General features: G+C 74.1%; 23 protein-coding genes and 1 riboswitch. Of the genes, 8 read left to right on the forward strand and 15 right to left on the reverse strand.

Annotated elements, in window-relative coordinates; all coding sequences use genetic code 11:
- Positions 1-110 precede the first annotated feature (110 nt).
- From FHX75_RS13575 to FHX75_RS13585, 3 genes are read left to right on the forward strand one after another with little or no spacing between them, the layout of a single operon-like run.
- The gene (locus FHX75_RS13575) at positions 111-470 is read left to right on the forward strand and encodes a YciI family protein (protein ID WP_246158287.1); all 360 of its coding nucleotides are present in this window, start codon (positions 111-113) and stop codon (positions 468-470) included.
- A complete protein-coding gene (locus tag FHX75_RS13580) occupies positions 467-1711 on the forward strand; it encodes an RNA polymerase sigma factor (protein WP_154939955.1) in 1245 nt (414 codons plus the stop codon). Before FHX75_RS13575 ends, FHX75_RS13580 begins: the two co-directional genes overlap by 4 nt.
- Before the next feature lie 29 nt (positions 1712-1740).
- Positions 1741-2376 carry a dihydrofolate reductase family protein gene (locus FHX75_RS13585; protein ID WP_154939957.1) on the forward strand — a complete coding sequence of 212 codons (636 nt, stop codon included), beginning with the start codon at positions 1741-1743 and terminating at the stop codon, positions 2374-2376.
- A gap of 84 nt (positions 2377-2460) precedes the next feature.
- On the opposite strand, the gene FHX75_RS13590 is transcribed toward FHX75_RS13585, so the two are convergent.
- From FHX75_RS13590 to FHX75_RS13610, 5 genes are all read right to left on the reverse strand, one after another.
- Positions 2461-2964 carry a hypothetical protein gene (locus tag FHX75_RS13590; RefSeq protein WP_154939959.1) on the reverse strand — a complete coding sequence of 168 codons (504 nt, stop codon included), beginning with the start codon at positions 2962-2964 and terminating at the stop codon, positions 2461-2463.
- Positions 2965-3246: 282 nt separating this feature from the next.
- Positions 3247-3420: a CsbD family protein gene (locus FHX75_RS13595; protein ID WP_154939961.1), complete on the reverse strand. Its 174-nt coding sequence runs from the start codon at positions 3418-3420 to the stop codon at positions 3247-3249.
- 179 nt (positions 3421-3599) lie between these two features.
- Positions 3600-5858: a heavy metal translocating P-type ATPase gene (locus FHX75_RS13600; RefSeq protein ID WP_154939963.1), complete on the reverse strand. Its 2259-nt coding sequence runs from the start codon at positions 5856-5858 to the stop codon at positions 3600-3602.
- 14 nt (positions 5859-5872) lie between these two features.
- A complete protein-coding gene (locus tag FHX75_RS13605; protein WP_154939965.1) occupies positions 5873-6868 on the reverse strand; it encodes a hypothetical protein in 996 nt (331 codons plus the stop codon).
- 34 nt (positions 6869-6902) lie between these two features.
- Positions 6903-7112 carry a heavy-metal-associated domain-containing protein gene (locus tag FHX75_RS13610; protein ID WP_154939967.1) on the reverse strand — a complete coding sequence of 70 codons (210 nt, stop codon included), beginning with the start codon at positions 7110-7112 and terminating at the stop codon, positions 6903-6905.
- Positions 7113-7207: 95 nt separating this feature from the next.
- On the opposite strand from FHX75_RS13610, the gene FHX75_RS13615 reads away from it, so the two are divergent.
- Positions 7208-7507 carry a metal-sensitive transcriptional regulator gene (locus FHX75_RS13615; protein ID WP_154939970.1) on the forward strand — a complete coding sequence of 100 codons (300 nt, stop codon included), beginning with the start codon at positions 7208-7210 and terminating at the stop codon, positions 7505-7507.
- Positions 7508-7565: 58 nt separating this feature from the next.
- Here the strand turns inward: FHX75_RS13615 and FHX75_RS13620 are convergent, their stop codons facing one another.
- The 3 genes from FHX75_RS13620 to FHX75_RS13630 all read right to left on the reverse strand — a co-directional run bounded on the left by FHX75_RS13620 (position 7566) and on the right by FHX75_RS13630 (position 10975).
- Complete coding sequence (locus tag FHX75_RS13620; protein ID WP_154939971.1) at positions 7566-8195, reverse strand: DUF305 domain-containing protein; 630 nt, start codon at positions 8193-8195, stop codon at positions 7566-7568.
- Between the two features lie 68 nt (positions 8196-8263).
- A complete protein-coding gene (locus FHX75_RS13625; RefSeq protein WP_154939973.1) occupies positions 8264-8911 on the reverse strand; it encodes a hypothetical protein in 648 nt (215 codons plus the stop codon).
- A 30-nt stretch (positions 8912-8941) separates the two neighbouring features.
- Positions 8942-10975 carry a heavy metal translocating P-type ATPase gene (locus FHX75_RS13630; protein ID WP_154939975.1) on the reverse strand — a complete coding sequence of 678 codons (2034 nt, stop codon included), beginning with the start codon at positions 10973-10975 and terminating at the stop codon, positions 8942-8944.
- 318 nt (positions 10976-11293) lie between these two features.
- Between FHX75_RS13630 and FHX75_RS13635 the strand changes: the two genes are divergently transcribed.
- Both FHX75_RS13635 and FHX75_RS13640 read left to right on the forward strand, forming a co-directional pair.
- Positions 11294-12631, forward strand: coding sequence for a YibE/F family protein (locus FHX75_RS13635; protein ID WP_154939977.1), 1338 nt, complete (start codon positions 11294-11296; stop codon positions 12629-12631).
- Between the two features lie 166 nt (positions 12632-12797).
- A riboswitch (cyclic di-AMP (ydaO/yuaA leader) is annotated at positions 12798-12928 on the forward strand.
- A 4-nt stretch (positions 12929-12932) separates the two neighbouring features.
- Complete coding sequence (locus tag FHX75_RS13640) at positions 12933-13952, forward strand: coiled-coil domain-containing protein (protein ID WP_154939979.1); 1020 nt, start codon at positions 12933-12935, stop codon at positions 13950-13952.
- Positions 13953-14017: 65 nt separating this feature from the next.
- On the opposite strand, the gene FHX75_RS13645 is transcribed toward FHX75_RS13640, so the two are convergent.
- A complete protein-coding gene (locus FHX75_RS13645) occupies positions 14018-14671 on the reverse strand; it encodes a carbonic anhydrase (RefSeq protein ID WP_154939981.1) in 654 nt (217 codons plus the stop codon).
- A gap of 229 nt (positions 14672-14900) precedes the next feature.
- Here FHX75_RS13645 and FHX75_RS13650 point away from each other — a divergent pair, with 229 nt between their 5' ends.
- Both FHX75_RS13650 and mycP read left to right on the forward strand, forming a co-directional pair.
- On the forward strand, positions 14901-15230 hold the full coding sequence (locus FHX75_RS13650; RefSeq protein ID WP_154939983.1) for a helix-turn-helix transcriptional regulator: 330 nt from the start codon (positions 14901-14903) through the stop codon (positions 15228-15230).
- 247 nt (positions 15231-15477) lie between these two features.
- On the forward strand, positions 15478-16716 hold the full coding sequence (gene mycP / locus FHX75_RS13655; RefSeq protein WP_246158022.1) for a type VII secretion-associated serine protease mycosin: 1239 nt from the start codon (positions 15478-15480) through the stop codon (positions 16714-16716).
- Positions 16717-16840: 124 nt separating this feature from the next.
- Here mycP and FHX75_RS30760 read toward each other — a convergent pair whose 3' ends face one another.
- The 6 genes from FHX75_RS30760 to eccCa all read right to left on the reverse strand — a co-directional run bounded on the left by FHX75_RS30760 (position 16841) and on the right by eccCa (position 25137).
- Entirely contained in the window at positions 16841-18139 is a 1299-nt protein-coding gene (locus FHX75_RS30760) for a WXG100 family type VII secretion target (RefSeq protein WP_170285369.1), read from the reverse strand.
- A 17-nt stretch (positions 18140-18156) separates the two neighbouring features.
- Positions 18157-18714: a hypothetical protein gene (locus FHX75_RS13665; RefSeq protein WP_154939985.1), complete on the reverse strand. Its 558-nt coding sequence runs from the start codon at positions 18712-18714 to the stop codon at positions 18157-18159.
- Positions 18715-18747: 33 nt separating this feature from the next.
- On the reverse strand, positions 18748-20190 hold the full coding sequence (locus FHX75_RS31985) for a S8 family serine peptidase (RefSeq protein WP_281290811.1): 1443 nt from the start codon (positions 20188-20190) through the stop codon (positions 18748-18750).
- Positions 20191-20301: 111 nt separating this feature from the next.
- Positions 20302-20580, reverse strand: coding sequence for a WXG100 family type VII secretion target (locus FHX75_RS13675; protein ID WP_154939989.1), 279 nt, complete (start codon positions 20578-20580; stop codon positions 20302-20304).
- Positions 20581-20608: 28 nt separating this feature from the next.
- Positions 20609-20917: a WXG100 family type VII secretion target gene (locus FHX75_RS13680; protein WP_154939991.1), complete on the reverse strand. Its 309-nt coding sequence runs from the start codon at positions 20915-20917 to the stop codon at positions 20609-20611.
- 257 nt (positions 20918-21174) lie between these two features.
- The gene (gene eccCa / locus FHX75_RS13685) at positions 21175-25137 is read right to left on the reverse strand and encodes a type VII secretion protein EccCa (RefSeq protein WP_154939993.1); all 3963 of its coding nucleotides are present in this window, start codon (positions 25135-25137) and stop codon (positions 21175-21177) included.
- Positions 25138-25176 lie beyond the last annotated feature (39 nt).

Below are 25176 nucleotides of genomic sequence, written 5' to 3' on the forward strand. Positions count from 1 at the left end.
GCAGAATTCTTTTCCGGCGACGGTGTCGGATCCACCGGGCGGGCTCCGACCTGTCATCGAGAGCCACGAACGGCGTGGCAAGACGACGTCAGGAGCACCACGTGAAGTACATGTTGCTGATCTGGAACCGGCCCGGCTTCGTCGAGGGCCTCTCCGAGCAGGAGCGCACCGCGCTCTTCGGCGAGGTCGACGAGATCATGAAGGAGCTGACCGAGTCCGGCGAGCTGGTCGGTGGCCAGGCGCTGGCCGACCCGTCACAGACCCGGACGGTCCGGCTCCGGGGCGAGCACCCCGAGGTCACCGACGGGCCGTTCATGGAGAGCAAGGAGCAGTTCGCCGGCTACCTCATGGTCGACTGCGACAGCCCGGACCGGGCCGCCGAGATCGCCACGCGCTGGCCCGACGTCCGGATGGGCTTCGGCGTGCTGGAGGTGCGCGCGGTGATGGACGAGGCCGGGACCGAGATGTGACGCAGCGGGAGGTGGAGGACCTGCTGCGCACCCTCGCGCCGCAGGTCCTCGGCATCCTGGTCCGCCGGCACAGCGCCTTCTCCGCCTGCGAGGACGCGGTGCAGGAGGCGCTGCTGGCCGCCGCCACGCAGTGGCCGGAGCGGGGAGTGCCGGACAATCCCCGCGCCTGGCTGCTCACCGTCGCCGGTCGCCGGCTGACCGACGAGTGGCGCAGCGAGCGGGCCCGCCGCGACCGCGAGGTCGCCGTCGCGCTCCGGGAGCCGGCGTACGCGGCGGTCGCTCCGCCCGCCGACGAGCCGCCGTCCACCGGGGACGACAGCCTCACCCTGTTCTTCCTCTGCTGCCATCCGGCGCTGCCCCGGTCGGCGCAGCTGGCGCTGACCCTGCGCGCGGTGGGTGGGCTGAGCACGGCACAGATCGCGCAGGCGTTCCTGGTGCCGGAGCCGACCATGAGCCAGCGCATCCGCCGGGCCAAGCAGCGCGTCGAGGCGGCCGGCGCGCGGTTCGTCATGCCGTCGCCGGCCGAGCGGGACGAGCGGCTGCGGACGGTGCTGCACGTGCTGTACCTGATCTTCAACGAGGGCTACACCGCCTCCAGCGGGGCCGACCTGCACCGGGCCGAGCTGACCGGCGAGGCGATCCGGCTGACCCGCCAGCTGCACCGGGCGCTGCCCGACGACGGCGAGGTCGCCGGCCTGCTCGCGCTGATGCTGCTCACCGACGCGCACCGGGCGGCGCGGACCGGGCCGGGCGGGGAACTGGTCCCGCTCGCCGAACAGGACCGGAGCCGGTGGGACCGGGCCGCCATCACCGAGGGGGTGGCCCTGGTGACCGAGGCGCTGACCTGGTCGCCGCCGGGCCCGTACCAGCTCCAGGCGGCGATCGCGGCGGTGCACGCCGAGGCGCCCTCCGCGGAGCGGACGGACTGGCCGCAGATCGTCGCGCTCTACCGGGTGCTGGCGGCCGTGTCGCCGAACCCGATGGTCACCCTCAACCGGGCCGCCGCGGTGGCCATGGTGGACGGTCCGCGCGCCGGGCTCGCCCTGCTCGCCCCGCTCGACACCGATGAGCGGATCGCCGGCCACCACCGGCTGGCGGCCGTCCGGGCCCACCTGCTGGAGCTGGCCGGGGAGCGGGCGGCGGCGCGGGAGGCGTACCTGCTGGCGGCCCGGCGGACCACCAGCCTGCCGGAGCGGCGCTACCTGGAGGTGCGCGCGGCCCGGCTGGCGGGCGACCGATGAGTTCCGGGGACGACGGGGGTCCACCCCGCATGACCACAGTGAGCTGTCAGATCTCGATGTCGTTGGACGGGTACGTGGCGGGGCCGGACCAGAGCCGGCAGGACCCGCTGGGTCGGGGCGGGCTGCGCCTGCACGAGTGGTTCTTCGGGCTGGACGCCTGGCGGGAGCGGCACGGGCTGGCCGGTGGGGGGCGCGGCGTCGACGTCGAGGTGGTCGACGAGATGACCCGCGACATCGGGGCGTACGTGATGGGACGCCGGATGTTCGGCGGCGGCGACGGGCCGTGGGACCTCGACTGGACGGGCTGGTGGGGCGAGGACCCGCCGTTCCGTACGCCGGTATTCGTGCTCACCCACCATCCGCGCGAGACGCTGGTGATGCGCGGCGGGACGGAGTTCCGGTTCGTCACCGACGGGCTCGCCGCCGCGCTGGGGCAGGCCCGGGAGGCGGCCGGCGACGGGGTGGTCTCCGTGGCGGGCGGCGCGAGCACGGTCAACCAGTGCCTGGCGGCGGGGTTGCTGGACACCCTCCAGCTGCACGTCGTGCCGATCGTGCTCGGGGGCGGCGAACGGCTCTTCGAGGGGGTCGGCGACCCCCGGCTGGAGCAGGTGTCGGTGGTCGCCGGCCCGACCGTCACCCACGTGACCTACCGGGTACGGCGCTGAGCACCGGCTACCGGTAGCGGCGTGCTCCTCTCCCCGGCCGGCTGAGTGCCACCGGCCGGGGAGGGCCGAGCTGGGCCGTGCCGGTCAGACGTGGCAGTCGCGGGTGAGCCGCTCGGGGATGCGGACGAAGCCGGTCGCCATCCAGGTCGCCGGGCTGGCCGCCGCGGCTCCCGTGTCGATCTGCTTCGCGGCATCGGTCACCAGGTCCCTGATCCGCGGGTCCTCGGCGTTGCCGGCCTGCTTGCGCAGGTCGTCGGCGAGCCCGGCGAGGGTGCCCTTGAGCTGGCCGTTGAGCTGCTCCGGGGTGAGTTCGCGACGGGTGGCCGCCGCCGAGTCGTCGGCGATCCTCCGGCTGGCCTCGATGATCAGCTCATCGGCGCGCCGGCAGACGGCGGCGGTGTTGGCGGCGCTCGGGCCGGTCGGCGACGCGCTCGGGCTGGGCGTCGCGGCGGCGCTCGCGGTGGCGGTGGCGCTCGCGGCGGCCGGAGCGTCCTGCGGGTCGGCGGCGTCGTTCCCGGCCTGCTGGCAGCCGGCGACGAGGGCGGCGCAGGCCACCAGGGCGAGCGCGGCGGCGGAGCTTCGGAACATGGACTTCCCCGTTCGGGTGTCGGCCGTCCGGTGGGGACGGCGCGGGTCGACCCACGGCCGGATCTCATCGCCCGGCCGCCGGGTCGGAACGCGGCGGATGTCGTTCTGGCAACGACCAGGATCGCTGCGAGGTCACGTCGGCGTGCTGCGGCCGGCGTGCCGGAGGCACTCACGCTCCGCTGCCGCGAAGCGGCTCCCCCGGTGGTGACAGCGATCGGCGTCGGGCACAGCGCGCCGCACGCCGGGCCGACAGTGGTCGGCCCGGCGTGCGGAATGCGTTGGTCAGCTCTTGAAAGCGTCCTTGATCTTCTCGCCGGCCTGCTTGAGGTTGGACTTCGCCTGGTCGTTGCGGCCCTCGGCCTCGAGGCGCTCGTCGTCGGTCGCCCGACCCAGGCCCTCCTTGATCTTGCCCGCGGTGTTCTCGCCAGCGTTGTCGATCTTGTCGTCGATACCCATGCGAACCTCCAGTTTGCAGTTCCTCCGACGTCCCGGATGTACCCCGGGCCTTTTCGCCGGAAACACCGATCACCCATACGTGATCACCCACGGTGACCGGTGCCGTGGTCGGGGCGGCGGGATGGAGGAACGACGTCGCCGCCGGCCCCACGGTGGGACCGGCGGCGGCGCGCCCGTGCTCAGCCGACCGGGCGGAACCCGCGCAGCCGGAGGCTGTTGGCGACCACGAACACCGACGAGAAGGCCATCGCGGCCCCGGCGATCATCGGGTTGAGCAGGCCGGCGGCGGCCAGCGGCAACGCGGCCAGGTTGTAGGCGAACGCCCAGAAGAGGTTGCCCTTGATGATGGCCAGGGTCCGCCGGGAGAGCCGGATGGCGTCGACCGCGGCGGTGAGGTCGCCGCGCACCAGGGTCAGATCGGCGGCCTCGATCGCCACGTCGGTGCCGGTGCCCATGGCCAGACCCAGGTCGGCCTGGGCCAGCGCGGCGGCGTCGTTGACCCCGTCGCCGACCATCGCGACGGTCCGCCCCTCGCCCTGGAGTCGCCTGACCACGTCGACCTTGTCGGCCGGCAGCACCTCGGCGATCACCTCGTCGATGCCGACCTCGGCCGCCACCGCCCGGGCGACGGTCGCGTTGTCGCCGGTGAGCAGCACCGGCTTCAGTCCCAGGCCGCGCAGCCCGTCGATCGCCGCCCGGCTGGTCGGCTTGACCGCGTCGGCGACCGCGAGGACGCCCCGGGCCCGGCCGTCCCAGCCGGCCAGCACGGCCGTCCGGCCGGCGGCCTCCGCGTCACCCGCCGCCCGGACGACCTCCTCGGGTACGTCCAGGCCCCGCTCGCGCAGCAGCCGGAGCCGACCGACGACCACCTCGCGGCCGTCCACGGTGCCGGTGACGCCGAGCCCCTCGGCGTTGGCGAAGCCGGTGACCGGCGGCAGCGCGCCCGCCTCGGCGGCGCCCGCCGCGACCGCCCGGGCGACCGGGTGCTCGGAGCCGGCCTCCAGCGCCCCGGCGAGCCGGAGCAGTTCCGTCCGGTCGACCCCCTGGGCGGGGAGCACGTCGACCAGGGTCATCCGGCCGGTGGTGACCGTGCCGGTCTTGTCCAGCACGACGGTGTCCACCTGGCGGGTGGACTCCAGCATCTCCGGCCCCTTGATCAGGATGCCGAGCTGGGCTCCCCGGCCGGTCCCGACCAACAGCGCGGTGGGCGTGGCCAGGCCGAGCGCGCACGGGCAGGCGATGATCAGCACGGCGACCGCGGCGGTGAACGCGGCCGTCGGGCCGGCCCCGGTGCCGAGCCACCAGCCGAGCGTGCCGGCGGCCAGGGCGATCACGATCGGGACGAAGACGCCGGAGATCCGGTCGGCCAGCCGCTGCACGGCCGCCTTGCCGGACTGCGCCTGCTCCACCAGCTTCGCCATCTGGGCGAGCTGGGTGTCCGCACCGACCCGGGTGGCCGTGACCACCAGCCGGCCACCGGCGTTCACCGTCGCGCCCACCACGGTGTCGCCCGGGCCGACCTCGACCGGCACCGACTCCCCGGTGAGCATGCTGGCGTCGACGGCCGAGGTGCCCTCGTCCACCACCCCGTCGGTGGCGACCTTCTCGCCGGGGCGGACCACGAACCGGTCCCCCACCGCGAGCTGGTCGACCGGGATCCGGGTCTCGACGTCGCCGCGCAGCACCGCGACGTCCCGGGCGCCCAGCTCCAGCAGGGCGCGCAGGGCGGCGCCGGCGGTCCGCTTGGAACGGGCCTCGAAGTACCGGCCGGCGAGGATGAACACGGTGACGCCGGCCGCCGCCTCCAGGTAGATGTTGCCGGCGCCGTCGGTGCGGGTGATGTCCAGCCGGAACGGGTGGGTCATCCCGGGCATCCCGGCATCACCGAGGAAGAGTGCCCAGAGCGACCAGCCGAACGCGGCCAGGGTGCCGAGCGAGACCAGGGTGTCCATGGTGGCGGCGCCGTGCCGCAGGTTGATCCAGGCGGCCCGGTGGAACGGCAGCCCGCCGTAGACCACCACCGGGGCGGCCAGGGTCAGCGACAGCCACTGCCAGTAGGTGAACTGCCAGGCCGGCACCATGGCCAGCAGGATCACCGGCACGGTCAGCGCGACCGAGACCCACAGCCTGGTCCGCAGGCCGCGCAGCTCGTCGGCCGGCTCGGCGGCCGGTCCGGTCGTACCGGCCGGGGTGGGCGGGGGCGGCACGACGGCGGTGTAGCCGGTCTTCTCCACCGTGGCGATGAGGTCCTCCGGCGTGACCTCGTCGGCGTACCGGACGGTGGCCTTCTCGGTGGCGTAGTTGACGGTGGCGGTCACGCCCTCCATCCGGTTGAGCTTCTTCTCGATCCGCGCGGCGCAGGACGCGCAGGTCATCCCGCCGATGGTCAGCTCGATCCGGTGGGGCGCGACCGGCAGGGAGTTCGCGGTCGGGGTCATCGGGGCACCTCCGATCAGTTGTGCCCGTGACCGGGGGCGCCGTGGCCGGCGTCGGCGGTCGGGGTGGGAGCGGTCGGGGTGGTCCGGGTGCCCGGGGTGCTCGCCGGGGCCGCCGGAGCGTCGCCGGCCAGCACGGTGAACTCGGCGGTGTGCACCGCCCCGCCGTGCCGGAAGTCCAGGTAGAGCCGGTAGCTGCCGGCCGAGGGCACCTCGGCGGCGAAGCTCACCGCCGGCCCGGCCGGGGTACGCCCGTCACCGGGCACGCCCTCCGGGTGCACGTGCAGGTACGCGAGGTCGCCCTGCCGCAACGCCACCAGGTGCCCGTACGCGCCGAGGTAGGGCTCCAGGTCGGTGACCGGCTTCCCGTCCCGGCTGACGGTCAGCGTCAGCTGGCTGGTGCGGCCCGGCTGCGGCGTGCCGGTGAGGGTGACCGTGTAGCCGTCGACCGTGGTGCTGGCGGTGGGTGCCGGCAGCGGCCGGTGCTGGAGCTGGCCGGGGACGGTCACGTCGACCCCGAGGGTGAGCGGCTCCCCGCCCGACGGGGTGAAGTCGGCGAAGGCGCGCCAGACGCCCGGCCCGCCCAGCGGGGAGTCCACCCGCCAGGTGCCGTCGGCGCCCAGCTCGGGGTGGACGTGCCGGAAGCCGGACAGGTCGCGTCGCGCCACGATCAGGTGCATCCGCTTGTCGTGGGCGATCTCGTAGCCGGTCACCGGGGCGCCGTCCGGGCCGGTGATCCGGAAGGCGAACTGCCCGGTCGGGGCGTCCACCGGCTGCATGGTGTAGCCGCGGTCGGAGACGAGCAGCCCGCCGGGCAGGTGTGCCGCACCGGTCTGGTCGCCGCCGGTCTGGTCGCCGCCGTGCGGGTCGGAGCCGTGGCCGGTGCCGGCGGGCTCGTGGCGGGTGTCGGCGGCCGGGGTGACGGGGTCGGCCAGGTGGCCGACCCCGTACGCCGTGCCGAACACCGCCGCGAGGCCGAGGGCGAAACCGCTCAGCTTCGTCGCCGTGTTCATCGGAATACCTCGGTTCTCTGGGGTCGTGACCCCGTCACGCCTCGACGAGGTCGTACCCGGCCTCGTCGACGGCGGCGCGGACGGCGTCGGTGTCCAGCGGGCTCTCACTGGTGACGGTGACCCGGCCGGAGGCCAGGTCCACCTGGACGTCGCTGACGCCCTGGATCGCGCTCACCTCGGTGCTGACCGAGTTGACGCAGTGCCCGCAGGTCATGCCCTGTACCTGGTACGTGGTGGTGACCATGGCAACTCTCCTCCCGCATCCCATGCTATACCCCCCAGGGGTAGCTCTCCCGAGGACCGTAGCATACCCCCAGGGGGTACGCTATCCTGGGTGTCATGACCACACCGAGCACCCCGACCCGGGGCTACACCGCCAGCAAGGACCAGCTGCTCGCGCGGCTGCGCCGCGTCGAGGGCCAGGTCCGCGGCGTGGAGAAGATGGTCGACGACGACCGGTACTGCATCGACGTGCTGACCCAGATCTCGGCGATCCAGGCCGCCCTGGACAAGGTCGCCCTCGGCCTGCTCGACGGCCACGCCCGGCACTGCATGCACGAGGGGGCCGCCGAGGGCCGCGCCGACGAGATGGCCGCCGAGATGATGGCCGCCGTCGGCCGCCTGATGAAGCGCGGCTGAGCCCGCCGGCCGGGACGCCCGGAGCCACGACGGCTCCGGGCGCCCCGGCCGGCGGCGGTCAGAGCCGGGCGAGGATCTTCTTCATCGCGTCGATCTCGCCCTGCTGGGCGTTGACGATCTGCTGCGCCATGGCCTTGGCGTCCGCGTTGGCGCCGCTGGCGAGCTCCTCGTCCGCCATGGTGATCGCGCCCTCGTGGTGGGCGATCATCATGGTCAGGAACTGCCGGTCGAACTCCCGGCCGGAGGCGGCCGCCAGCTTCGCCATGTCGGCGTCGGACATCATGCCCGGCATGCCGTGGTCGTGGTGGCCGCTGCTCGGGCTGCCGGACGGGACGGGCCGGCCCCAGGCGGTGAGCCAGCCGGTCATGGTGGCGATCTCCGGTGCCTGGCCGGCCTTGATCTGCGCGGCGAGGTGCTTGACCTCCGGGTCCTGGGCACGGCTGTCGGCCAGCTCCGACATCCGCACCGCCTGCTGGTGGTGCGGGATCATCATCTGGGCGAACATCATGTCGGCGTCGCCGAACGTGGCGGACGCGCTCGCCGAGGGGCCGGCGGTGGCGCCCGCGCCCGGCATGTCGTGGCCGGAGCCGGCCTGGTGGTCGTCGCTGCCGCAGGCGGCCAGGGCGAGAGCGGCGCTCAGGGCGACGCCGGCCAGGGCGGCACGGCGCGCGATGGTACGAGTGGACATGTCGAAACCTTTCGGTGTGGGTACGTACGCAGCGGACTCCGGACGCGGCGTGGCCGCGTCGGGGCGGCCTATCTGCGCAGCACCGACACCGTGGCGAGGCGAAGCCCGACCGGGCGGGGTGGCGGGGCGCGCGGCCCACGCGACGGCCCCGACGGGTGGCGGGTGTCGACGGCGGGGCGGGCACGGCCGAGCAGCAGCGTCGCCAGCAGCAGTGCCACCGTGAAGGCGCCGAGCACCGCCAGGCAGACACTCCAGCCACTCGGGGCACCGCCCGGCTGATCGGCGGGAAGCGCCACTGCGCCGCGCGGGCGGGCACGAGCCGACTGGTCGGCGGCGACCCGTTCGCAGCCGACCCCGGAGCAGTCACCCACCACCACCCCGCCGCCCTGGCCGGCGAACGACACCGGCCCGGCGACATGGACGATCGGGACCGCTGCGGGCGCGGCGCCGTGGGCGGCCGGGATCGCCTCGGGCGGAGCCGCCTGGACTGCCGGGACCGCTGCGGGCGTGGCGCCGTGGGCGACCGGGACCGCCTCGGACCGGGCGGCCTGAGCAACCGGCGCCCGCTGCGACACGGCGGCGTGGCCGTCCGGGTGGGACGCGACGGAGTGCGTGCCGTGGCCGATGGTGTGCATGGCGGCCAGCCCGAGCAGGGTGCAGGCGAGCAGGAGCAGCCGGGCCCACCACCCGGCCGGCCGCACCGTCACCGTTCGCACCCGACCACGCTAGCCCGATCCGGGCGGGGATCAGAGGCGTACCCGGCGCAACAACTGGGCGTTGAGCGCGACCACGATCGTCGAGGCGGACATCAGCGCCGCGGCGAGCGCCGGACTCAACGCCACCCCCGCGAAGGCCAGCACGCCGGCCGCCAGTGGCAGCGCCACCACGTTGTAGCCGGCCGCCCAGGCGAGGTTCTGCCGCATCTTCCGGTACGCCGCCCGGCTCAGCCGGACCACCCCGGCGACCCCGCGCGGGTCGGAGGAGGCCAGCACCACTCCGGCCGACTCGATCGCCACGTCGGTGCCCGCCCCGATCGCAATGCCCACGTCCGCCCGGGCCAGCGCCGGCGCGTCGTTGACCCCGTCCCCGACCATCGCCACCCGCAGCCCCCGGCGTTGCAGCGCGGTCACCTTCCGGTCCTTGTCGGCGGGGAGCACCTCGGCGAAGACCTCGTCGACGCCGGGCCGGAAGCCGAGGTCCGCGGCGACCGCCTCGGCCACCGTCCGGGCGTCCCCGGTGATCATCGCGATGCTGCGGACCCCCTCGGCCCGCAGTTCCGCGATCGCCTCCCGGGCCTCGGGGCGTACCTGGTCGGCGAGGGCGAGCAGGCCGAGGACGGTGTCCGGCAGGCGGACCAGGTGCAGCACCGCCGCGCCGCGCTCCGCCCAGCGCCGGGCCGCCGGCTCCAGCGCCCCGGGCAGCTCCAGTCCCTGCTCACGCAGGAGCGCGGGGCCGCCGACCGCGTACGGCGCACCGTCGATGTCGGCCCGGACGCCGCGCCCCGGCAGCGAGCGGAAGCCGGCGGCCGGGGCCGGGCCGCCGTGCTCGGCGGCGGCCGCGACGATCGCCCGGGCCAGCGGGTGTTCGCTGTCCGCCTCGACCCCGGCGGCGAGCCGCAGCACCTCGTCCTCGCCGGTCCCCGGCGCGGCGGCCACCCCGACCACCGCGTGCTCGCCCCTGGTGAGGGTGCCGGTCTTGTCGAAGAGCACCACGTCCACGGTGCGCATCCGTTCCAGCGCGAGCCGGTCGCGGACCAGCACGCCGGAGCGGGCGGCCAGCGCGGTGGAGAGCGCGATCACCAGCGGGATGGCCAGGCCGAGCGCGTGCGGGCAGGCGATCACCAGCACCGTGACGGTCCGCACCACGGCCTGGTCCCGCTCGCCCAGCGCGGTCCACCCCACGACGGTTAGCACGGCGGTACCCGTGGCGACGTAGAAGAGCCAGGCGGCGAAGCGGTCCGCCAGCGCCTGCGCCCGCCCGCCGGACTGCTGCGCCTGTGCCACGAGGCGCTGGATGCCGGCGAGGGTGGTCTGGTCGCCGACGGCCTCCACCCGGACCCGGATCGCCGAGTCGGTGGCGACGGTGCCGGCCACCACCCGGTCCCCGACCGCGCGGGAGACCGGGCGGGACTCGCCGGTGACCATCGACTCGTCCAGCTCGGCGGCCCCGTCGACGATCCGCCCGTCGGCCGGCACCCGGCCACCGGGGCGGACCAGCACCACGTCGGCCACCCGCAGCCCGCTCACCGGCACCCGTTCGGTGCCGCCCTGCGGCCCGACCCGCTCGGCGTCGTCGGGGAGCAGCGCGGCCAGCGCCGCGAGCGCGCCCCGCGCCTGCCCGACGGCCTTCATCTCCTGCCAGTGCCCGAGCAGCATGATGGTGACCAGGGCGGCCAGCTCCCACCAGAAGTCCAGCTCGAAGGCGCCGAGGCTGGTGGCGAGCGAGGCGGCGTACGCGACGCTGATCGCCATCCCGATCAGCAGCATCATCCCCGGGGCCCGGTCGCGCACCTCGCGCACCGCGCCGACGAGGAACGGCCAGCCGCCCCACCAGAAGACCACCGAGCCGAGCACCGGCCCGACCAGGGACCGGCCGGGGAACTCCAGCGAGTAGCCGAACCACTCCATCACCATGTGGCTGGTGGCGACCACGGGCAGGGTCAGCGCCAGGCAGAGCCAGAACCGGCGGCGGAACATCTCCGGGTCGTGCCCGGCGTGCCGGTCGTGCCCCCGGTGCCGGTCCGACCCCGGGTGCCGGGCCGGGCCGGCCTGCTGGTCCATGCCCTCACGATGCCCGGTGAACGCGCTGCCGATGGCACGAACCGGGCGGACCCGCACCGAACCTGGCTACGATTCTCCGGCCATGACTCGCCATCCGCCGCTGCTGCCGCCGACCCGCGTACCGCGCCGGGCTCGGCTGCCGTGGGCGGCCGCCCGGGCGGGTCGCCACACCGGGCGACAGCACCGTCCGGTCGCCCTGGGTGACCCCGCCGGCACCCAGGGCCCACACCGGGGTACGCGGCCCGCCACGCGCGTTCCGCGGCTGAACCGACCGGCCGGCTGACACGTACTCCGCCCTGGATCGTTGGGAGACTCGCAATGGGCGCCGACCACACCCGTCCCGCTCCGTCCGCCCCACCGGGGGTGCGACGGATCCTCGTCGCGACGGTGGTCCCGCTGTTCGTCGTCACGGTGATCGCCGCCCTGGTGCTGTGGCCGCGCGACTCGCGGCAGGCCGACGGCGGCGCCGAGCCGGCGCGCCACCACGGCACGGTGACCCGGGTGGTGACCGAACCCTGCCCACCGACGCCGGAGGCGCCCGGCGCCGTCGAGGGCCCGTGCGGGACCGTGACGGTCCGGGTCGAGCAGGGCCCGGACAACGGGCAGCAGGTGGAGACGCCGGTGCCCGCCGGCCCGGGCGCACCCGCCGTGGCGGTGGGCGACGAGGTGGTGCTGGTCCAGCTCGCCGACCCGGCCGACCCCACCGCCACCAGCTACCAGATCGCCGAACACCAGCGGGGCAAGCCGCTGGTGTGGCTGGTGGCGCTCTTCGCGGCGGCGATCGTGGCGTTCGGCCGGCTGCGCGGGCTGGCCGCGCTTGCCGGGCTGGGCGCCAGCTTCGCCATCCTGCTGACCTTCGTCGTGCCCGGCATCGCGGCGGGCGGCTCGCCACTTCTGATCGCGATCACCGGCTCGGCGCTGATCATGTTCGTGGTGCTGTACCTGACCCACGGGATCACCGCGCAGACCTCGGTGGCGGTCCTCGGCACGCTCGGCAGCCTGGTGCTGACCGGGCTGCTCGGCAGCCTGGCCACCGCCGCCACCCACCTGACCGGGTTCGGCAGCGAGGAGGCCACCACGCTGTCGATGTACCAGCGCGACGTCGACCTGCACGGGCTGCTGCTGGCCGGCATCATCATCGGCTCGCTCGGCGTGCTCGACGACGTCACCGTCACCCAGGCCGCCACCGTCACCGAGCTGGCGCACGCCAACCCCGGACTGTCCCGGACCCAGCTCTACCGGGCCGCCACCCGGGTCGGCCGGGCGCACATCGCCTCCACGGTGAACACCATCGTGCTCGCGTACGCGGGCGCGTCGCTGCCGCTGCTGCTCCTGCTCACCGCCGACAGCCGGCCGGTGAGCCAGATCCTCACCAGCGAGTTCCTGGCCCAGGAGATCGTCCGCAGCGCGGTGGCGACGCTCGGCCTGATCGCCGCCGTACCGCTGACCACCGCTCTGGCCGCGCTGGTCGCCACCGCCGGTCGTGGCCCGGCCGACGATCCGGCCCGGGACACCGGACCGGCACCCACGCCCCGCCCCTCCGCCGACCGGGACGCGGCGCTCGAGGCGCTGAGCGCGTCGCGTCCCGGCGGACCGTCCACCCCGGCCCCCGCACGGTGGCCCGACCCGGAAAGGAGCACGGACACCGCATGGTGAGACTCCGCTGCGTGACCGACGCCGACGCGGAACCTGACGAACGCGTCACTCGTCACGCTTCGCTACGACGAAATAACGCATTTAGTCGGGTTCTGGACGTAGATCCCCGGTACGACTCTCGGGTAACCTCGCTGCCGGTCACCGCCGAAGGCGCGCAGCGGCGCCTGCGGTGCCGCCGCCCAATCGCCGCGAGGCGAGCCGGGGAACCAGGTACATGGGGTGAATCCGCGCGAGCGGTAGGGGCCACTTCCGTCCCGAACCCGTCAGCTAACCCGGTCGGCGGTCGACGGAAGGGAACACTGTGACGGCACCCCTGCGCCGCTGGTTGACTCCGGTGGTGGCCGTGTTCGCCGCGCTGGCCATCCTCGGCGGGCCGACAGCCGCGATCGCCGCGCCCTCGACCCCCACCCCCTCCGGGCACGAGGAGGACGACGAGCCCAAGCTGCTCACCGACGTCATCGAGCTGCGCAACCGCGAGTACTCGAAGGCGAAGACGCAGCTGGAGAAGTCCAAGAAGCGCCAGCAGCAGCTCGCGCTGGAGGTGCGGCGCGCGCAGGACGAGCTGGCGGCGTTGCAGCCGACGGTCTCGCAGATCGCGGCGCAGTCGTACCGGACCGGCCGGATCGGCGCGGTGGCGATGCTGCTGGAGAGCGACGCCCCGGACTCGTTCGTCAGGCGCGCCGCCGCCCTGGACGAGCTGAACATGGTCAACGCGCAGAAGCTAGCCAAGGTCACCGCCGCCAAGAACCGCGCGGAGCAGGCCAAGCTGGCGCTGGACGCCGAGGTGCGCGAGCAGCAGAAGCTCACCAACGACATGGCCCGGGAGAGCCGGGAGGCCGAGAAGGCCCTCCAGCTGGTCGGTGGCCGGGGCTTCACCGGCGGCCTGGTCGACGCGACCTCGCCGGTCGCCCGGATCGGCCCCGGCCGGACTGCCGACGGCGGCTGGCGTCCGGAGTCACGCACCGAGAACGACCCGACCACCTCCGGCACCATCACGCCGCGCACCCTGCACGCGTACAAGGAGGTCCGGCGGGCCGGCTTCACCCGGTTCGCGGGCTGCTACCGGCCCGGCGGGCCGTGGGAGCACCCGAAGGGCAAGGCCTGCGACTGGTCGTTGCAGCGGAGCGGCTTCGCGCCCTGGCACAACAACGACACCCGGATGTACGGCAACAACCTCGCCGCGTTCCTGATCCGCAACGCCGACCGGCTCGGCATCTACTACGTGATCTGGAACCGGCAGATCTGGTTCCCGGCGACCGGGTGGAAGTCGTACAGCGGACCGTCGAACCACACCGACCACGTGCACATGTCGATGCTTTAGCGCGCGACGCGTACCGAACGAGGGCCGTCCCCGGTGGGGGCGGCCCTCGTCGCGTGCGGGGGGGCTCAGCCGGCGACGGCGGTCGCCCGATCGCCGGCCTGAGCCGGCACGACGCTCGGCACCGCGGCCACCGTCCGCACCTCACCGGCGGCCAGTCGGTACGACATGCCGACCACCGCGCACCGCCCCTCGGCGACCGCGGCGGCCAGTACGGCGGAGTTGCCCAGCAGCGCCTCGACGGTGTGCGCGATGTGGATGTCGACGATCCCGTCGACGTCGTCGACACCCTGCTCGGCGGCCCGCCGGAGGCTGGGCGCCACCGCGTCCACCACCGCCCGCAGGTGCCCGGCCGGCGGCGTGCCGGTCCGCGCGGCGTCCCGGGCGGCCTGCACCGCCCCGCAGGAGTCGTGGCCGAGCACCACCACCAGCGGGGTGTTCAGGACGCTCACCGCGTACTCGACGCTGCCGAGCACCTCGGGGCCGGCGGTGTGCCCGGCGGTACGCACCACGAAGAGGTCACCCAGGCCCCGGTCGAAGATGATCTCGGCGGCGAGGCGGGAGTCGGAGCAGCCGACGATCACCGCGAACGGGTGCTGGCCGTCGGCGACCGCCGCCCGGTGCAGCGAGTCCTGGTTGGGGTGGCGCTGCGCGCCCGTCACGAAACGCCGGTTGCCGGCGTGCAGCTCGGCGAGCGCCTGCGTCGGATCGGTCAGGGTCATTGCCTCACCTCGGTCCCTCACGAGATCGGCCTGGTCACACCCGGCCGGCGACGGAGGCGGCCTCGCCGCCCACCGTCACACGCAGCAGAAGATACGTCAAGGTATACGTGATACGGATTTCATACTTTGCCCCGGCGTCGATGTGATGTTTCGCCTGGCGTCCGGCGGGCCGACCGCCGGGGTGGGTCCGGGGGAGCCAGGGCGGAAAAGCCGAGGGACTGGCCATACCATGACGGGCATGGCGACGACTGCGCAGAACGGGAGCACCCGGAACTGGACGTTCCTCACCAACCACGCGCACGTGCTGCTCGCCATCGCCCGCAACCCCACCGCCCGGCTGCGGGACGTCGCCGACGAGGTCGGCGTGACCGAGCGCGCCGCGCAGGCGATCGTCGCCGACCTGGAGGCCGGCGGCTACCTCCACCGCACCCGGGTGGGCCGGCGCAACGAGTACACGGTCAACCCGCGCGGCCACTTCCGGCACCCGGCCGAGTCCGACCGTCAGGTGGGTGACCTGCTCGCCCTCTTCACCAGCGAGCGCGCCGAGTCCACCTCCTGACGACCGCTCTCACCGCTCCGCGCCGACCGCGCGGCGCTCGCCGACCGCCCCGGCTTCGGTCCGGTCGACCACGGCGCGACCACGGGCCCGGCCGACCGCCGGCTTGCCCGGACGTCGGTCCTGTCGACCAGGGCGCGACCGCCGGCCCCTCCGCTGCCTCGTCGGCGCGCCACGTCGGGCGCGGGGCGCCTGGAGGTCCGGACCGCCCGTCGCCCCGCACCGGGCGCGGCGGCGGTAATCTCAGCGCGTGCGCGAGAGCTTCCGGCCGACTGGGACGGCGCTGACCGAGACCTCCGGGCGTCCATCCCGGACGGTCCTCGGTGGAGTGGTGGCGGCCCTGCTCGCCTCGCTCGTGGTGCCGCCGGCACCGGCCGTGGCGGCCCCGAACTGCCCCGGCCCGGCCGGCGGGGTCGCCCCCGCCGAGACACCGTGGGCGCTGCGCCGGCTCGACCCGGCGTCGGCCTGGCGGATCACCCGGGGCGAGCGGGTCACCGTGGCGGTCATCGACTCCGGCGTCTCCCCCACCCATCCGCTGCTCAAGGGGCAGGTACGCGAGGGTCGCGACTTCAACGGCCTGCCGTCGATGCAGGGCCGCTGCGACCTGGCCGGTCACGGCACCATCGTGGCCGGGATCATCGCCGGGCGGGACGACACCGGAGCGCCGTACAGCGGCATCGCGCCCGCGGCCCGGATCCTGCCGGTCCGGGTGCTGCCGGACACCCAGCGCACCAACGACCCCGGCCTGCCCCTGCAGATCGCCGACGCGATCCGCTGGTCGACCGACCAGGACGTCCAGGTGATCAACCTGTCGCTGGTCACGGTGGACCACCCGGAGCTCGCCCGGGCCGTCGACTACGCGCTCGGCAAGGGCGTCGTGGTGGTGGCCGCCGCCGGCAACCGGCAGCAGGAGCAGCAGGACCTGCCGGCGTACCCGGCCGCGTACCCGGGGGTGATCGCGGTCGCCGGGGTCGACCGGGAGGGCGGTCACGTCGGCAGCTCGGTCAGCGGCAACTACGTGGACATCGCCGCGCCCGGGCTGGACATCGTCGGCCCCGCCCCGGGCGGCCAGGGCTACCTCGCCGAGCCGCAGGGCGGCACCAGCTTCGCCGCCGCGTACGTCTCGGGCGCGGCGGCGCTGATCCGCGCCGCCCGGCCCGACCTCACCCCGGAACAGGTCGCCTACCGACTCACCCGCACCGCCGACAACCCGCCCGAGGGGCACAACCCCGAGCTCGGGTACGGGGTGGTGAACCCGTACCGGGCGCTGACCAGCCTGCTCGGCACCCGTACCGACCCCCCGGTCGGGGCCATGCCGCCGCCCGGCGCGGCGGAGGACCCGCTGGGCTGGCAGCGCACCGTGGCGCTCTGGGTCGCCGGTGCCGCGGCAGTGCTCGCCCTGGCGCTGCTGGCCGCCCGACCGATCGTGGCCCTGGGCCGCCGGCGGAAGTGGCGGCCCGGCCGCCGCGCCGAGACCGTCGACGCCTGACCACCGGCCTACGCGCGCCCCACGAACGGCGGAGCGGCCTACGAACGGCGCTGCGCCCCCACGAAGGCCCCATGAACGGCGGAGCGCCGCCCACGTGACCGTGGACGGCGCTCCCTGTCGACGCTCAGCGCAGGATGCCGGGCGCGGCACCGCCGTCCGCGCCCCAGACGTCCTCGTCCTCCTCCAGCCAGGTGTTGCGGGGAGCCTCCTCCTCGCCGTAGCCGGCGCCGTGGCCGCCGCCCATGCCGGCCATGCCGCCCTTGACCCCGGCACCGCCTCGGACGCCGCCGGCCGCGCCCTTGCCGGCGCCGCCACGACCGGCCGCACCGCCCATGCCGCCGGCCATTCCGCCCATGCCGCCGCCGAGCCGGCCCGCACCGCGACCCGCGCCCCGGCCGGCGCCCGCACCGCCCGCGCCGCCCATCATCCCGGGCATACCGGTGCTCACCGCCTTGCCGAGGGATCCGCCGCCGGGGATCATGCCGCCGGCGCCGCCGAGGCCGCTGCCACCGCCGAGACCGCCGCCGGAGCCGAGGCCGGTGGTGCTGGGCAGGCCACCGCCGCCGAGGCCCGAGTTGGGCAGGGTGCCGACGCCGCCGGCGCCGGCCAGACCGCTGCCGTACTCGTCACCGAGGCTGCCGGTGCCGCCGCCGCCCGGGTAGCCGCCGGTGCCGGAGGAGAGGTCCGGGTGGGTGCCGGTGCCGATGCCCGGGCCGCCCGTGCCGATGCCCGGGGGCGAGCCGACGCCGCCCAGGGAGGGGTTGCCGCCGAAGCCGCCGGTGGAGGGCGCGCCGCCGATGTCCGGCACGCCGCCACCGCCGCCACCGCCGCCGCCCCCGCCGAGGTCCGGCTTCGTGAAGCCGTCGTCGAGCGTGGGAGGCGTGGTGCTGGTCGGCGCGTCGAGGCCGCCGTCGATCGCCAGGTACTGGCCGCTGACCTGCTGGTAGACCTTGGTGGCGTCGCCGGTCTTGTCGTTGAACCAGTCGACCATCGAGCTGATCGGGTCGGCCAGGCCGAGGAAGTCCGGCTTGACCTTCATCTCGAAGAACCCGGCGCTGATCGTGATCCGGGCGTTGCGGGCCTCCAGCACGTCGTTGACGCAGCTCGCCGGGATCGGGAACTCGGCCTGCGCGGCGCTGAGCTTGTCCGCCGCGTCCTTCAACGAGTTCACGATGCCGGCCCGGCTCTCGGCGTCGGCGACCACCTCGCCGGTGCTCTTCGCGATCCCCTCGATGTGCGTCTTGAACGCCTCGTACGCCGGACCCTTCCAGGTCTCGCCGAGGTCCTTGACGTTCGTCTCGAGGTTCTGCTTGACCGTGTTCAGGTTCTTCAGCAGCTGCTCCCAGCCGAAGGCGGCGCTGGTGACGTCACCGGGCCTGCCGTCGATGACGATCTGCTGGCACATCTCTTCCCAACTCGGCATCTGCCGCCTCCCCCGACTCAGTTCTTCCCGGCGCGGCTGGACGCGCTGTTGAAGGCGTTCTCCATCTGGTTGGCGTTCATCCGGTTGCGCTCCTCCGCCGTGTCGTAGTCCTCCTTGACCTTCCGGAGGGCGTTGGCGGCCTTCCAGAGCTCACGGGCGAGCTCCCGCAACCGGTTCTGGGTGCTGTCGTACAGGCCGGCGTGCTTCTGGGCGAGGGCGGTGGCCCGCTCGAAGCCGCCGAGCGGGCTCTTCTCACCGCCGGCGCCCGGCGCCGCCGCGCTGGCGTTGCGCATCCACTTCCGGATGTCCTCTTCCATCTTGTACGACTGCTGGTTGAGGAACTCGGCGTGGTCGTCCAGCCACTTGATCGCCTTGTCGAGGGTGGTGGCGTCCCACTCGGTCTCGGCCCCCGCACCGCCGGGAGCGGGGGTCAGGTTCGTCGGCCGGTGTGCCTTGTTGACGTTGTCCAGCGAGACGCCGTCGTAGTAGACGAACGGCGTGATGGTCGGTGCCACCGGGACGTTGGGCGTGTCGATCTCGACCCTGTCCGACTGCTGCGTCCTGTCGTCCGTCATCGGTTCCTCCCCGTCGCCGACAGACTTCCTGGCTTACTGGTGGTGGGCGCCGGAGCCCGGCGGGGCCGGCGGCGGTGGGGGCGTCGCCCCCGGGTGCGGCCAGGCGGCGCCCTGGGGTGCCGCACCGGGCGGGCCGTAGGCGCCGGGCGCGCGCGGCGGTACCTGACCGGGTACGCCGTGCGGGGCGGCGGGCGGGTACGGGCCACGGGCGCCCGGGACGGCGCCCGGCGGCACGGCGTGGCCGGCGGAGACCGGGTGGCCGGGCGGCGGCGGGAAGCCGGGACCGGCGGTCGGCGCGGCCGGCCGGCGGCGGGACCGGCGCACCAGCACGATCACCAGGATCGCCACCGCGATCGGCACCAGCAGGCAGAGCGCACCCTGGATCAGGGCACCGGTGCCGTTCTTCACGCCGAACGCGACGGTCGGGCCGTCGTCCTTCGACCGCTGCGGCAGGGGCTGCGACCCGTTCCCCGCGTCACCTCCGGCGGGCGCGTCGGCCAGCAGCGGGTTGCTCGACACGTTCGGCACCGAACGGGTCAGCGCCGCCACCGGGTCCAGCGCCCCGAACCCGTACTCGTCGTCGCGGCCGGCGGGGCCACGGTCCTGGGCGGTACGGATGAGCCGGTTGACCACGTTGGCCGCGTCCAGGTCCGGGTACTTCGCCCGGACCAGCGCCGCCGCCCCGGAGACGATGGCCGCCGACTCACTGGTGCCGTTGCCGACGCCGTAGCCGTTGTCGGACACCGAGGTGGGCAGCGGTCCGATGATGTCCTGCATCGGCGCGGCGAGCCCGGCCTCCGGGCCCCGCACGCTGCCGTTGAAGAAGGAACCGTTCCTGCCCAGCCCGGTCACCGCGATCACGCCGGGGACGTCGGCGGGCGACGCCACCTCGGCGTAGCCCTGCTTGGTGTTTCCGGCGGACGCGACGACCACGACGTTCTTCTCGAGGGCGTAGCGGACGGCCGCCACCTCGTCCGGGGTCGCGGCCTCCTTGACGCCCATCGAGATGTTGAGCACGTCGGCGCCGTTGTCGGTCGCCCAGCGGATGCCCTTCGCCAGGTCACCGGCGTCGAGCCGGCTACCGATGGAGACGGGCAGGATCTTGGCCTCGGGGGCGATGCCGAGTTCGCGCATGTCGCCGCCGCCACGCCCGGCGATGATGCCCGCCATGGCCGTGCCGTGCGCGATCTTGTCGTCGGTGCCCCAGCCCTTCGCGGACGCGTCCGCGCCGGTGGCGTACCCGGGGAGGACCTGACCGCGCAGGTCGGGGACGTTGGGCTCGACGCCGGTGTCGAGGACGGCGACGACCACGCCGCGGCCCTTGGTGATTTTGTGCGCCTGCGGGATCTTCAGCTCGTCGAGATACCACTGGAGGCCACGTACCGTGTCGGCGGCACGGGCCGGGGCCGGCGCGGCCAGTGGAACCGTTCCGGCGGCGACCGCCAGGACCAGCGCGGCCACAGTGGACCTCAACACCGGCCGGAGACTCTTCCGCGTACGCATGACACTCCCAGGACCTCGACGGCTCGCAACGCAGTGCGGCTCCGGTCCGGTCGAGCCGGACCGGAGCCGCGACGGCTGATTATCTCAGCCCCACACCTTGGCGTTGCTCATCTCGGTGGAGACGTAGTTCTCGCGCGCCACGCCGACCGCACCGCCGATCTCGTTCAGGATGCGGTTGATGTCGCGCACAGCGGTGTCCCACTGCGCCTGGTGCTGCTCGTAGGCGGCCCGGTCCTGGCCGTCCCACTGGAGCTTCGACAGCATCGACCGCAGCGTGTCCAGCTTCTCGTCGATGGTCCGCGAGATGGACTGCATCTGCTGGTTGGCGCTCTCGAGGACTGCGTAGTCAACCTTGATGCTCATGATTTCCTCCCCTGCTCTTCTCGGCGGATCACGGGTTGAGAGCAGAGTGGAACTTGTCCAGCATCTGCTGCTGCTCTTCGTCGTTGACCTGGTGCGTCGTACCCGACTTGTCGAGCAGGTCGGCGATGCTGTCCATCGCCGTCAGCAGCTTGACCGTGTCCTCGTTCCAGCGGTTCATCAGCGACTGGAAGCCCGTGGACGCCTGTCCCTTCCAGGCGATGGCCAGGTCGTCGACCACGTTCCACAGCTTCTTCAGCTCGCCGTCGACCTCGCTGCGCGTGGACCGCACGTCACTCGCGGCGGTATGCAGAGTCGCTGCTTCGACCTCGAACGCCATGCTTCACACCCTTCCGTCATGTTGTGGCGGCGGAATCTGCCGCGCCCTCCCCCGCGGCAAGGCCAACACCCCACCGACGGACACTCCGTAGGAGACGGTAGCCCACCGTGTCCAGCGCGCGCAGCCCTCCCCGGGCGGGAGACCGCACACACCATGACTCATTGTGGACGGACCGGTCGCCCCACGTCGAGCCCTTCCCACCTATCGACCGACGTGTTTGCCCTGTCGGGTGAGCGGATCGAGACCGGTCATCCCGCTCACACCGGCTCGACCCAGGCGGTCTGAATCAGCTGCTGACCGTCCCGACGGCGGACCAGGGTGCCCCGACCCGGCGGCTGCGGGCTCGGCCGCAGGGTGCCGAAGACCGCCCCCTCCTCGCGGTTGCCGGACATCAGCAGGCCCGGCGAGTCCAGCTCGCGCAGGCGTTGCAGCACCGGCTCGTAGAGGGCCCGGGCGATGCCGCCGACCCGGCGGGTGATGATCAGGTGCAGGCCGATGTCGCGGGCCTGCGGCAGCAGCTCGTGCAGCGCGCTGAGCGGGTTGCTGCCGCCCGAGGCGACCAGGTCGTAGTCGTCGACCAGGATGTAGAGGTCCGGCCCCTTCCACCAGCTGCGGTCGCGCAGCTGCGCGGTGGTGACGTCCGGCCCGGGCAGCCGGTTCTGCAGGGCGCTGCGGATCGACCCGAGGCCCTGGCTGAACACCTGGTTGGACGGCGCGTAGTCGAGCAGGTGGTCGCCCTCGACCGCGCCGAGCAGGCCCCGCCGGTAGTCGGCGATCACGATCCGCGCCTGCGCCGGGGTGTACCGCTCGGTGATGCCCCGGGCGATCACCCGCAGCACGTTGGTCTTGCCGCACTCCGCGTCGCCGAAGACCGTGAGGTGCGGCTCGTTGGCCAGGTCGAGGTGGACCGGTGCCAGCGCCGCCTCGTTGACGCCGATCGGCAGGCCGGGCGCGGAGCGGTCCGCCACCCGGACCAGCTCGTCGAAGGGCAGCTTGCGGGGCAGCAGCCGCACCTTCGGCGCGGGCGAGCCCGGCCAGGCGTCCGCGACGTGCCGGGCCAGCTTGGCCGACGCCTCGGTCAGGTCCTCGATGTCGCGGCGGTTGTCGATCCGGGAGACCGCGGTGAGGAAGTGCAGCTTGTCCCGGGTGAGGCCACGCCCCGGCGCGCCGGTCGGCACGTTCGCCGCGGCCCGCCGGTCGATCTCCGACTCGTTGGCGTCGCCCAGGCGCAGCTCCAGCTTGGTGCCGAGCAGGTCCCGCATGTTGATCCGGATCTCCGCCCAGCGGACCGCGGTCAGCACCACGTGCACGCCGAAGCCCAGGCCGCGGTTGGCCAGGTTGGTGATCGTCTGCTCCAGCTCCTCGTACTCCTGGCGCAGCGTGTTCCAGCCGTCCACCACCAGGAAGACGTCGCCGAACGGGTCGTCGGCGAACTCGCCGGCCGCCCGACGCCGGCGGTAGCTGGCGACCGAGTCGATGCCGTGCTGGGCGAAGCGGGTCTCCCGGTCGTCCAGGATCGCCACCACCTCGGCCACCGTGCGGCGTACCGCCTCGGTGTCCCGGCGGCCGGCCACCCCGGCGACGTGCGGCAGCCCGTCCAGGCTGCGCAGCGAGCCGCCGCCGAAGTCGAGGCAGAAGAACTGCGCCTCGCGCGGGGTGTGGGTCAGCGCGAGCGAGGCGATCATCGAGCGGAGCAGGGTGCTCTTACCGCTGAGCGAGGCGCCCACGATGACCACGTTGCCGCCCGCGCCGGCCAGCTCCACCATCATCGGGTCACGCCGCTGCTCGTACGGGCGGTCGACCACCCCGACCGGGACGGTGAGCTGCCCCCGGCCCGGCCAGGTCGCGGTGCAGAGCCCGAAGGTCGAGTGGACGGCCAGCGGCGGCAGCAGCTCGGACAGGCTCGGCGGCTCGGACAGCGGCGGCAACCACACCTGGTGGGCCGGGGTGCCCCGGCCCTTGAGCCGCTCGATGAGCACGTCCAGCATCGCCACGGCCTTGCCGTCGGCCGGCTTCTCCTCGGCCGGGGCGACCTCGACCGGCGCCTGCGGGACCTGCACCGGCACGAAGTTCACCCCGTACGGCACGATCCGGCGCTGCACCAGCGCCCGGGACGAGCGCTGGCCCTCCCCCGGCGCCCGGTACGGCCCGGACACGTACGCCGCGCGGAACCGCAGCATGGTGCTGGTGTCGGTCTTCAGGTAGCCGTGGCCGGGCGCGTTCGGCAGCTCGTACGCGTCGGGCACGCCGAGCACGATCCGGCTCTCCACCGCCGAGAAGGTCCGCAGACCGATCCGGTACGACAGGTGGGTGTCGAGGCCGCGCAGCTTGCCCTCCTCCAGCCGCTGGGAGGCCAGCAGCAGGTGCACGCCGAGCGACCGGCCCAGCCGGCCGATCATCACGAAGAGGTCGATGAAGTCCGGCTTGGCGGCGAGCAGCTCGCTGAACTCGTCGCAGATGATGAGCAGGCTCGGCATCGGGGCGAGCGGCTCACCGGCGGCCCGGGCCTTCTCGTAGTCGAACCGGGAGACGTAGTTGCCGGCGGCCCGCAGCACCTCCTGCCGGCGGGTCATCTCACCGGCGAGCGCGTCGCGCATCCGGTCGACCAGCGGCAGCTCGTCGGCCAGGTTGGTGATCACGGCGCTGGTGTGCGGCAACGCCTCCAGCGACGCGAACGTCGCGCCACCCTTGAAGTCGACCAGGACGAAGTTGAGCTCCTCCGACGAGTGGGTCACCGCCAGCGCGCCGACGATCGTGCGCAGCAGCTCGCTCTTGCCGGAGCCGGTCGCGCCGATCACCAGGCCGTGCGGGCCCATGCCCTCGTGCGCGGACTCCTTGAAGTCCAGCTCGACGACGTTGCCGTCCGGCCCGACGCCGAGCGGGATGCGCAGCCGGTCGCGGTGGCTGCGCGGCCGCCAGGTCTGCTGCACGTCGACCGCCGCCGCGTCGCCGACGCCGAGCAGGTCGGGCAGCTCCATGCTGCGGGCCAACGGCTCGTCCGAGGTGGTCTGCTGCTGCGAGAGCCGGTACGGCGCGATCTGCCGGGCCAGTCCCTCGGCGGCCTCGGCGCTGAGCCGGTCCGGCGTGCCGAGCCGCGAGCTGGACGCGCCCCGGACCAGCTCCAGCGAGCTGCCGTCACCGGCGTCCAGGCAGAGCAGCCAGCGGCCGGCGTCGCGCGGGATGGTGCCGGAGAGGTCGATGGTGGTGGCGCCGAGCAGGCCCGGCCCCATCAGTTGGCAGGTCGCCGACACCTCACCGCCGTCGATCACCACCACCACGTGCGGGGCGCTGGTCAGCGGCTTGGCCTCCGGGGCGAAGCGGGGTCGCCCGGCCAGCTCGGCGGCGAGCGACTCCTCGGCCTCGGCCAGGCTGGCGAAGACCAGCCGGCGGGCGCCCGCGGCGTCGGTCCGCGCGCTGTGGTGAACGTGCGGCAGCCACTTGACCCAGTCCCACACCTGCTGCCGGTCGGGGGCGGCGACCACCGCGAGGATCAGGTCGTCGGGGGCGTGGAAGGTGGCCAACTGGGCCAGCGCGGCTCGGGTCAGGTCCAGCACCGGCTCGCGGTCGCCGCGCAGCACGATCCGGCTGAACGCCCGCAGGGAGAGCGCGGTGGGCAGCTCGGGCACGCTGGAGTGGGCCCGGACGAACCGACGCAGCGCGATCGCGCTCATCGGCTCCAGGTCCTCCACCGGCTTGGTCTCCGGCGGGACGATCTCCACGGCGAGGCGCTGCGGGCCGGTGGCGATCCGGGCCTCGCCGAAGTCGTCCTCGGTGATCCGCCGCTCCCACATCCGCCGGGACGCGGCGATCGACCAGAGCGCGTCCGGCTCCGGATGCCGCCAGGTCATCGCGGCCCGCTGCTGCTCGGCGGCGCGCCGGGTGCGCTTGCGCATCTGGGCCAGGTAGCGCATGTAGTCGCGTCGCTCGGCGTTCAGCTCGGCCTTGTCGTTGCCGCCGTTGCCGAGCGAACCGATCGCCATGCCCAACATGGACACGCCGAAGAGGCCACCGGCGACGTACGTCATCATGCCGCCGCCCCGACCGGCGTAGAGGAACGCCATCGCGCCGACCCCACACACCATCGGCAGGATCATCAACAGCTGGCCCATGCCTCGGGGCGTCTGTTCGGGCAGCTCCGGAGGGGACTCCAGCAGCACTTCGCCGCGCGGCAGCGCGGGCCCCGGTTGACGCGGAAGCCGGCGGAACACCACCGTGCTCACGGCTGTCTCCTCCCCAGAAGCGGCCCTGATGCGGTTTCG

Origin of the sequence: Micromonospora palomenae (genome assembly GCF_007829925.1) — a bacterium.
Lineage (GTDB): Bacteria > Actinomycetota > Actinomycetes > Mycobacteriales > Micromonosporaceae > Micromonospora > Micromonospora purpureochromogenes.

Bases quoted from the DNA above. Each gene is read 5' to 3' on its own strand.
- FHX75_RS13575 (WP_246158287.1), top strand. From the start codon at position 111: ATGTTGCTGATCTGGAACCGGCCCGGCTTCGTCGAGGGCCTCTCCGAG.
- FHX75_RS13585 (WP_154939957.1), top strand. From the start codon at position 1,741: ATGACCACAGTGAGCTGTCAGATCTCGATGTCGTTGGACGGGTACGTG.
- FHX75_RS13590 (WP_154939959.1), bottom strand. From the start codon at position 2,964: ATGTTCCGAAGCTCCGCCGCCGCGCTCGCCCTGGTGGCCTGCGCCGCC.
- FHX75_RS13595 (WP_154939961.1), bottom strand. From the start codon at position 3,420: ATGGGTATCGACGACAAGATCGACAACGCTGGCGAGAACACCGCGGGC.
- FHX75_RS13600 (WP_154939963.1), bottom strand. From the start codon at position 5,858: ATGACCCCGACCGCGAACTCCCTGCCGGTCGCGCCCCACCGGATCGAG.
- FHX75_RS13605 (WP_154939965.1), bottom strand. From the start codon at position 6,868: ATGAACACGGCGACGAAGCTGAGCGGTTTCGCCCTCGGCCTCGCGGCG.
- FHX75_RS13610 (WP_154939967.1), bottom strand. From the start codon at position 7,112: ATGGTCACCACCACGTACCAGGTACAGGGCATGACCTGCGGGCACTGC.
- FHX75_RS13615 (WP_154939970.1), top strand. From the start codon at position 7,208: ATGACCACACCGAGCACCCCGACCCGGGGCTACACCGCCAGCAAGGAC.
- FHX75_RS13620 (WP_154939971.1), bottom strand. From the start codon at position 8,195: ATGTCCACTCGTACCATCGCGCGCCGTGCCGCCCTGGCCGGCGTCGCC.
- FHX75_RS13630 (WP_154939975.1), bottom strand. From the start codon at position 10,975: ATGGACCAGCAGGCCGGCCCGGCCCGGCACCCGGGGTCGGACCGGCAC.
- FHX75_RS13635 (WP_154939977.1), top strand. From the start codon at position 11,294: ATGGGCGCCGACCACACCCGTCCCGCTCCGTCCGCCCCACCGGGGGTG.
- FHX75_RS13645 (WP_154939981.1), bottom strand. From the start codon at position 14,671: ATGACCCTGACCGATCCGACGCAGGCGCTCGCCGAGCTGCACGCCGGC.
- FHX75_RS13650 (WP_154939983.1), top strand. From the start codon at position 14,901: ATGACGGGCATGGCGACGACTGCGCAGAACGGGAGCACCCGGAACTGG.
- FHX75_RS30760 (WP_170285369.1), bottom strand. From the start codon at position 18,139: ATGCCGAGTTGGGAAGAGATGTGCCAGCAGATCGTCATCGACGGCAGG.
- FHX75_RS13665 (WP_154939985.1), bottom strand. From the start codon at position 18,714: ATGACGGACGACAGGACGCAGCAGTCGGACAGGGTCGAGATCGACACG.
- FHX75_RS13675 (WP_154939989.1), bottom strand. From the start codon at position 20,580: ATGAGCATCAAGGTTGACTACGCAGTCCTCGAGAGCGCCAACCAGCAG.
- FHX75_RS13680 (WP_154939991.1), bottom strand. From the start codon at position 20,917: ATGGCGTTCGAGGTCGAAGCAGCGACTCTGCATACCGCCGCGAGTGAC.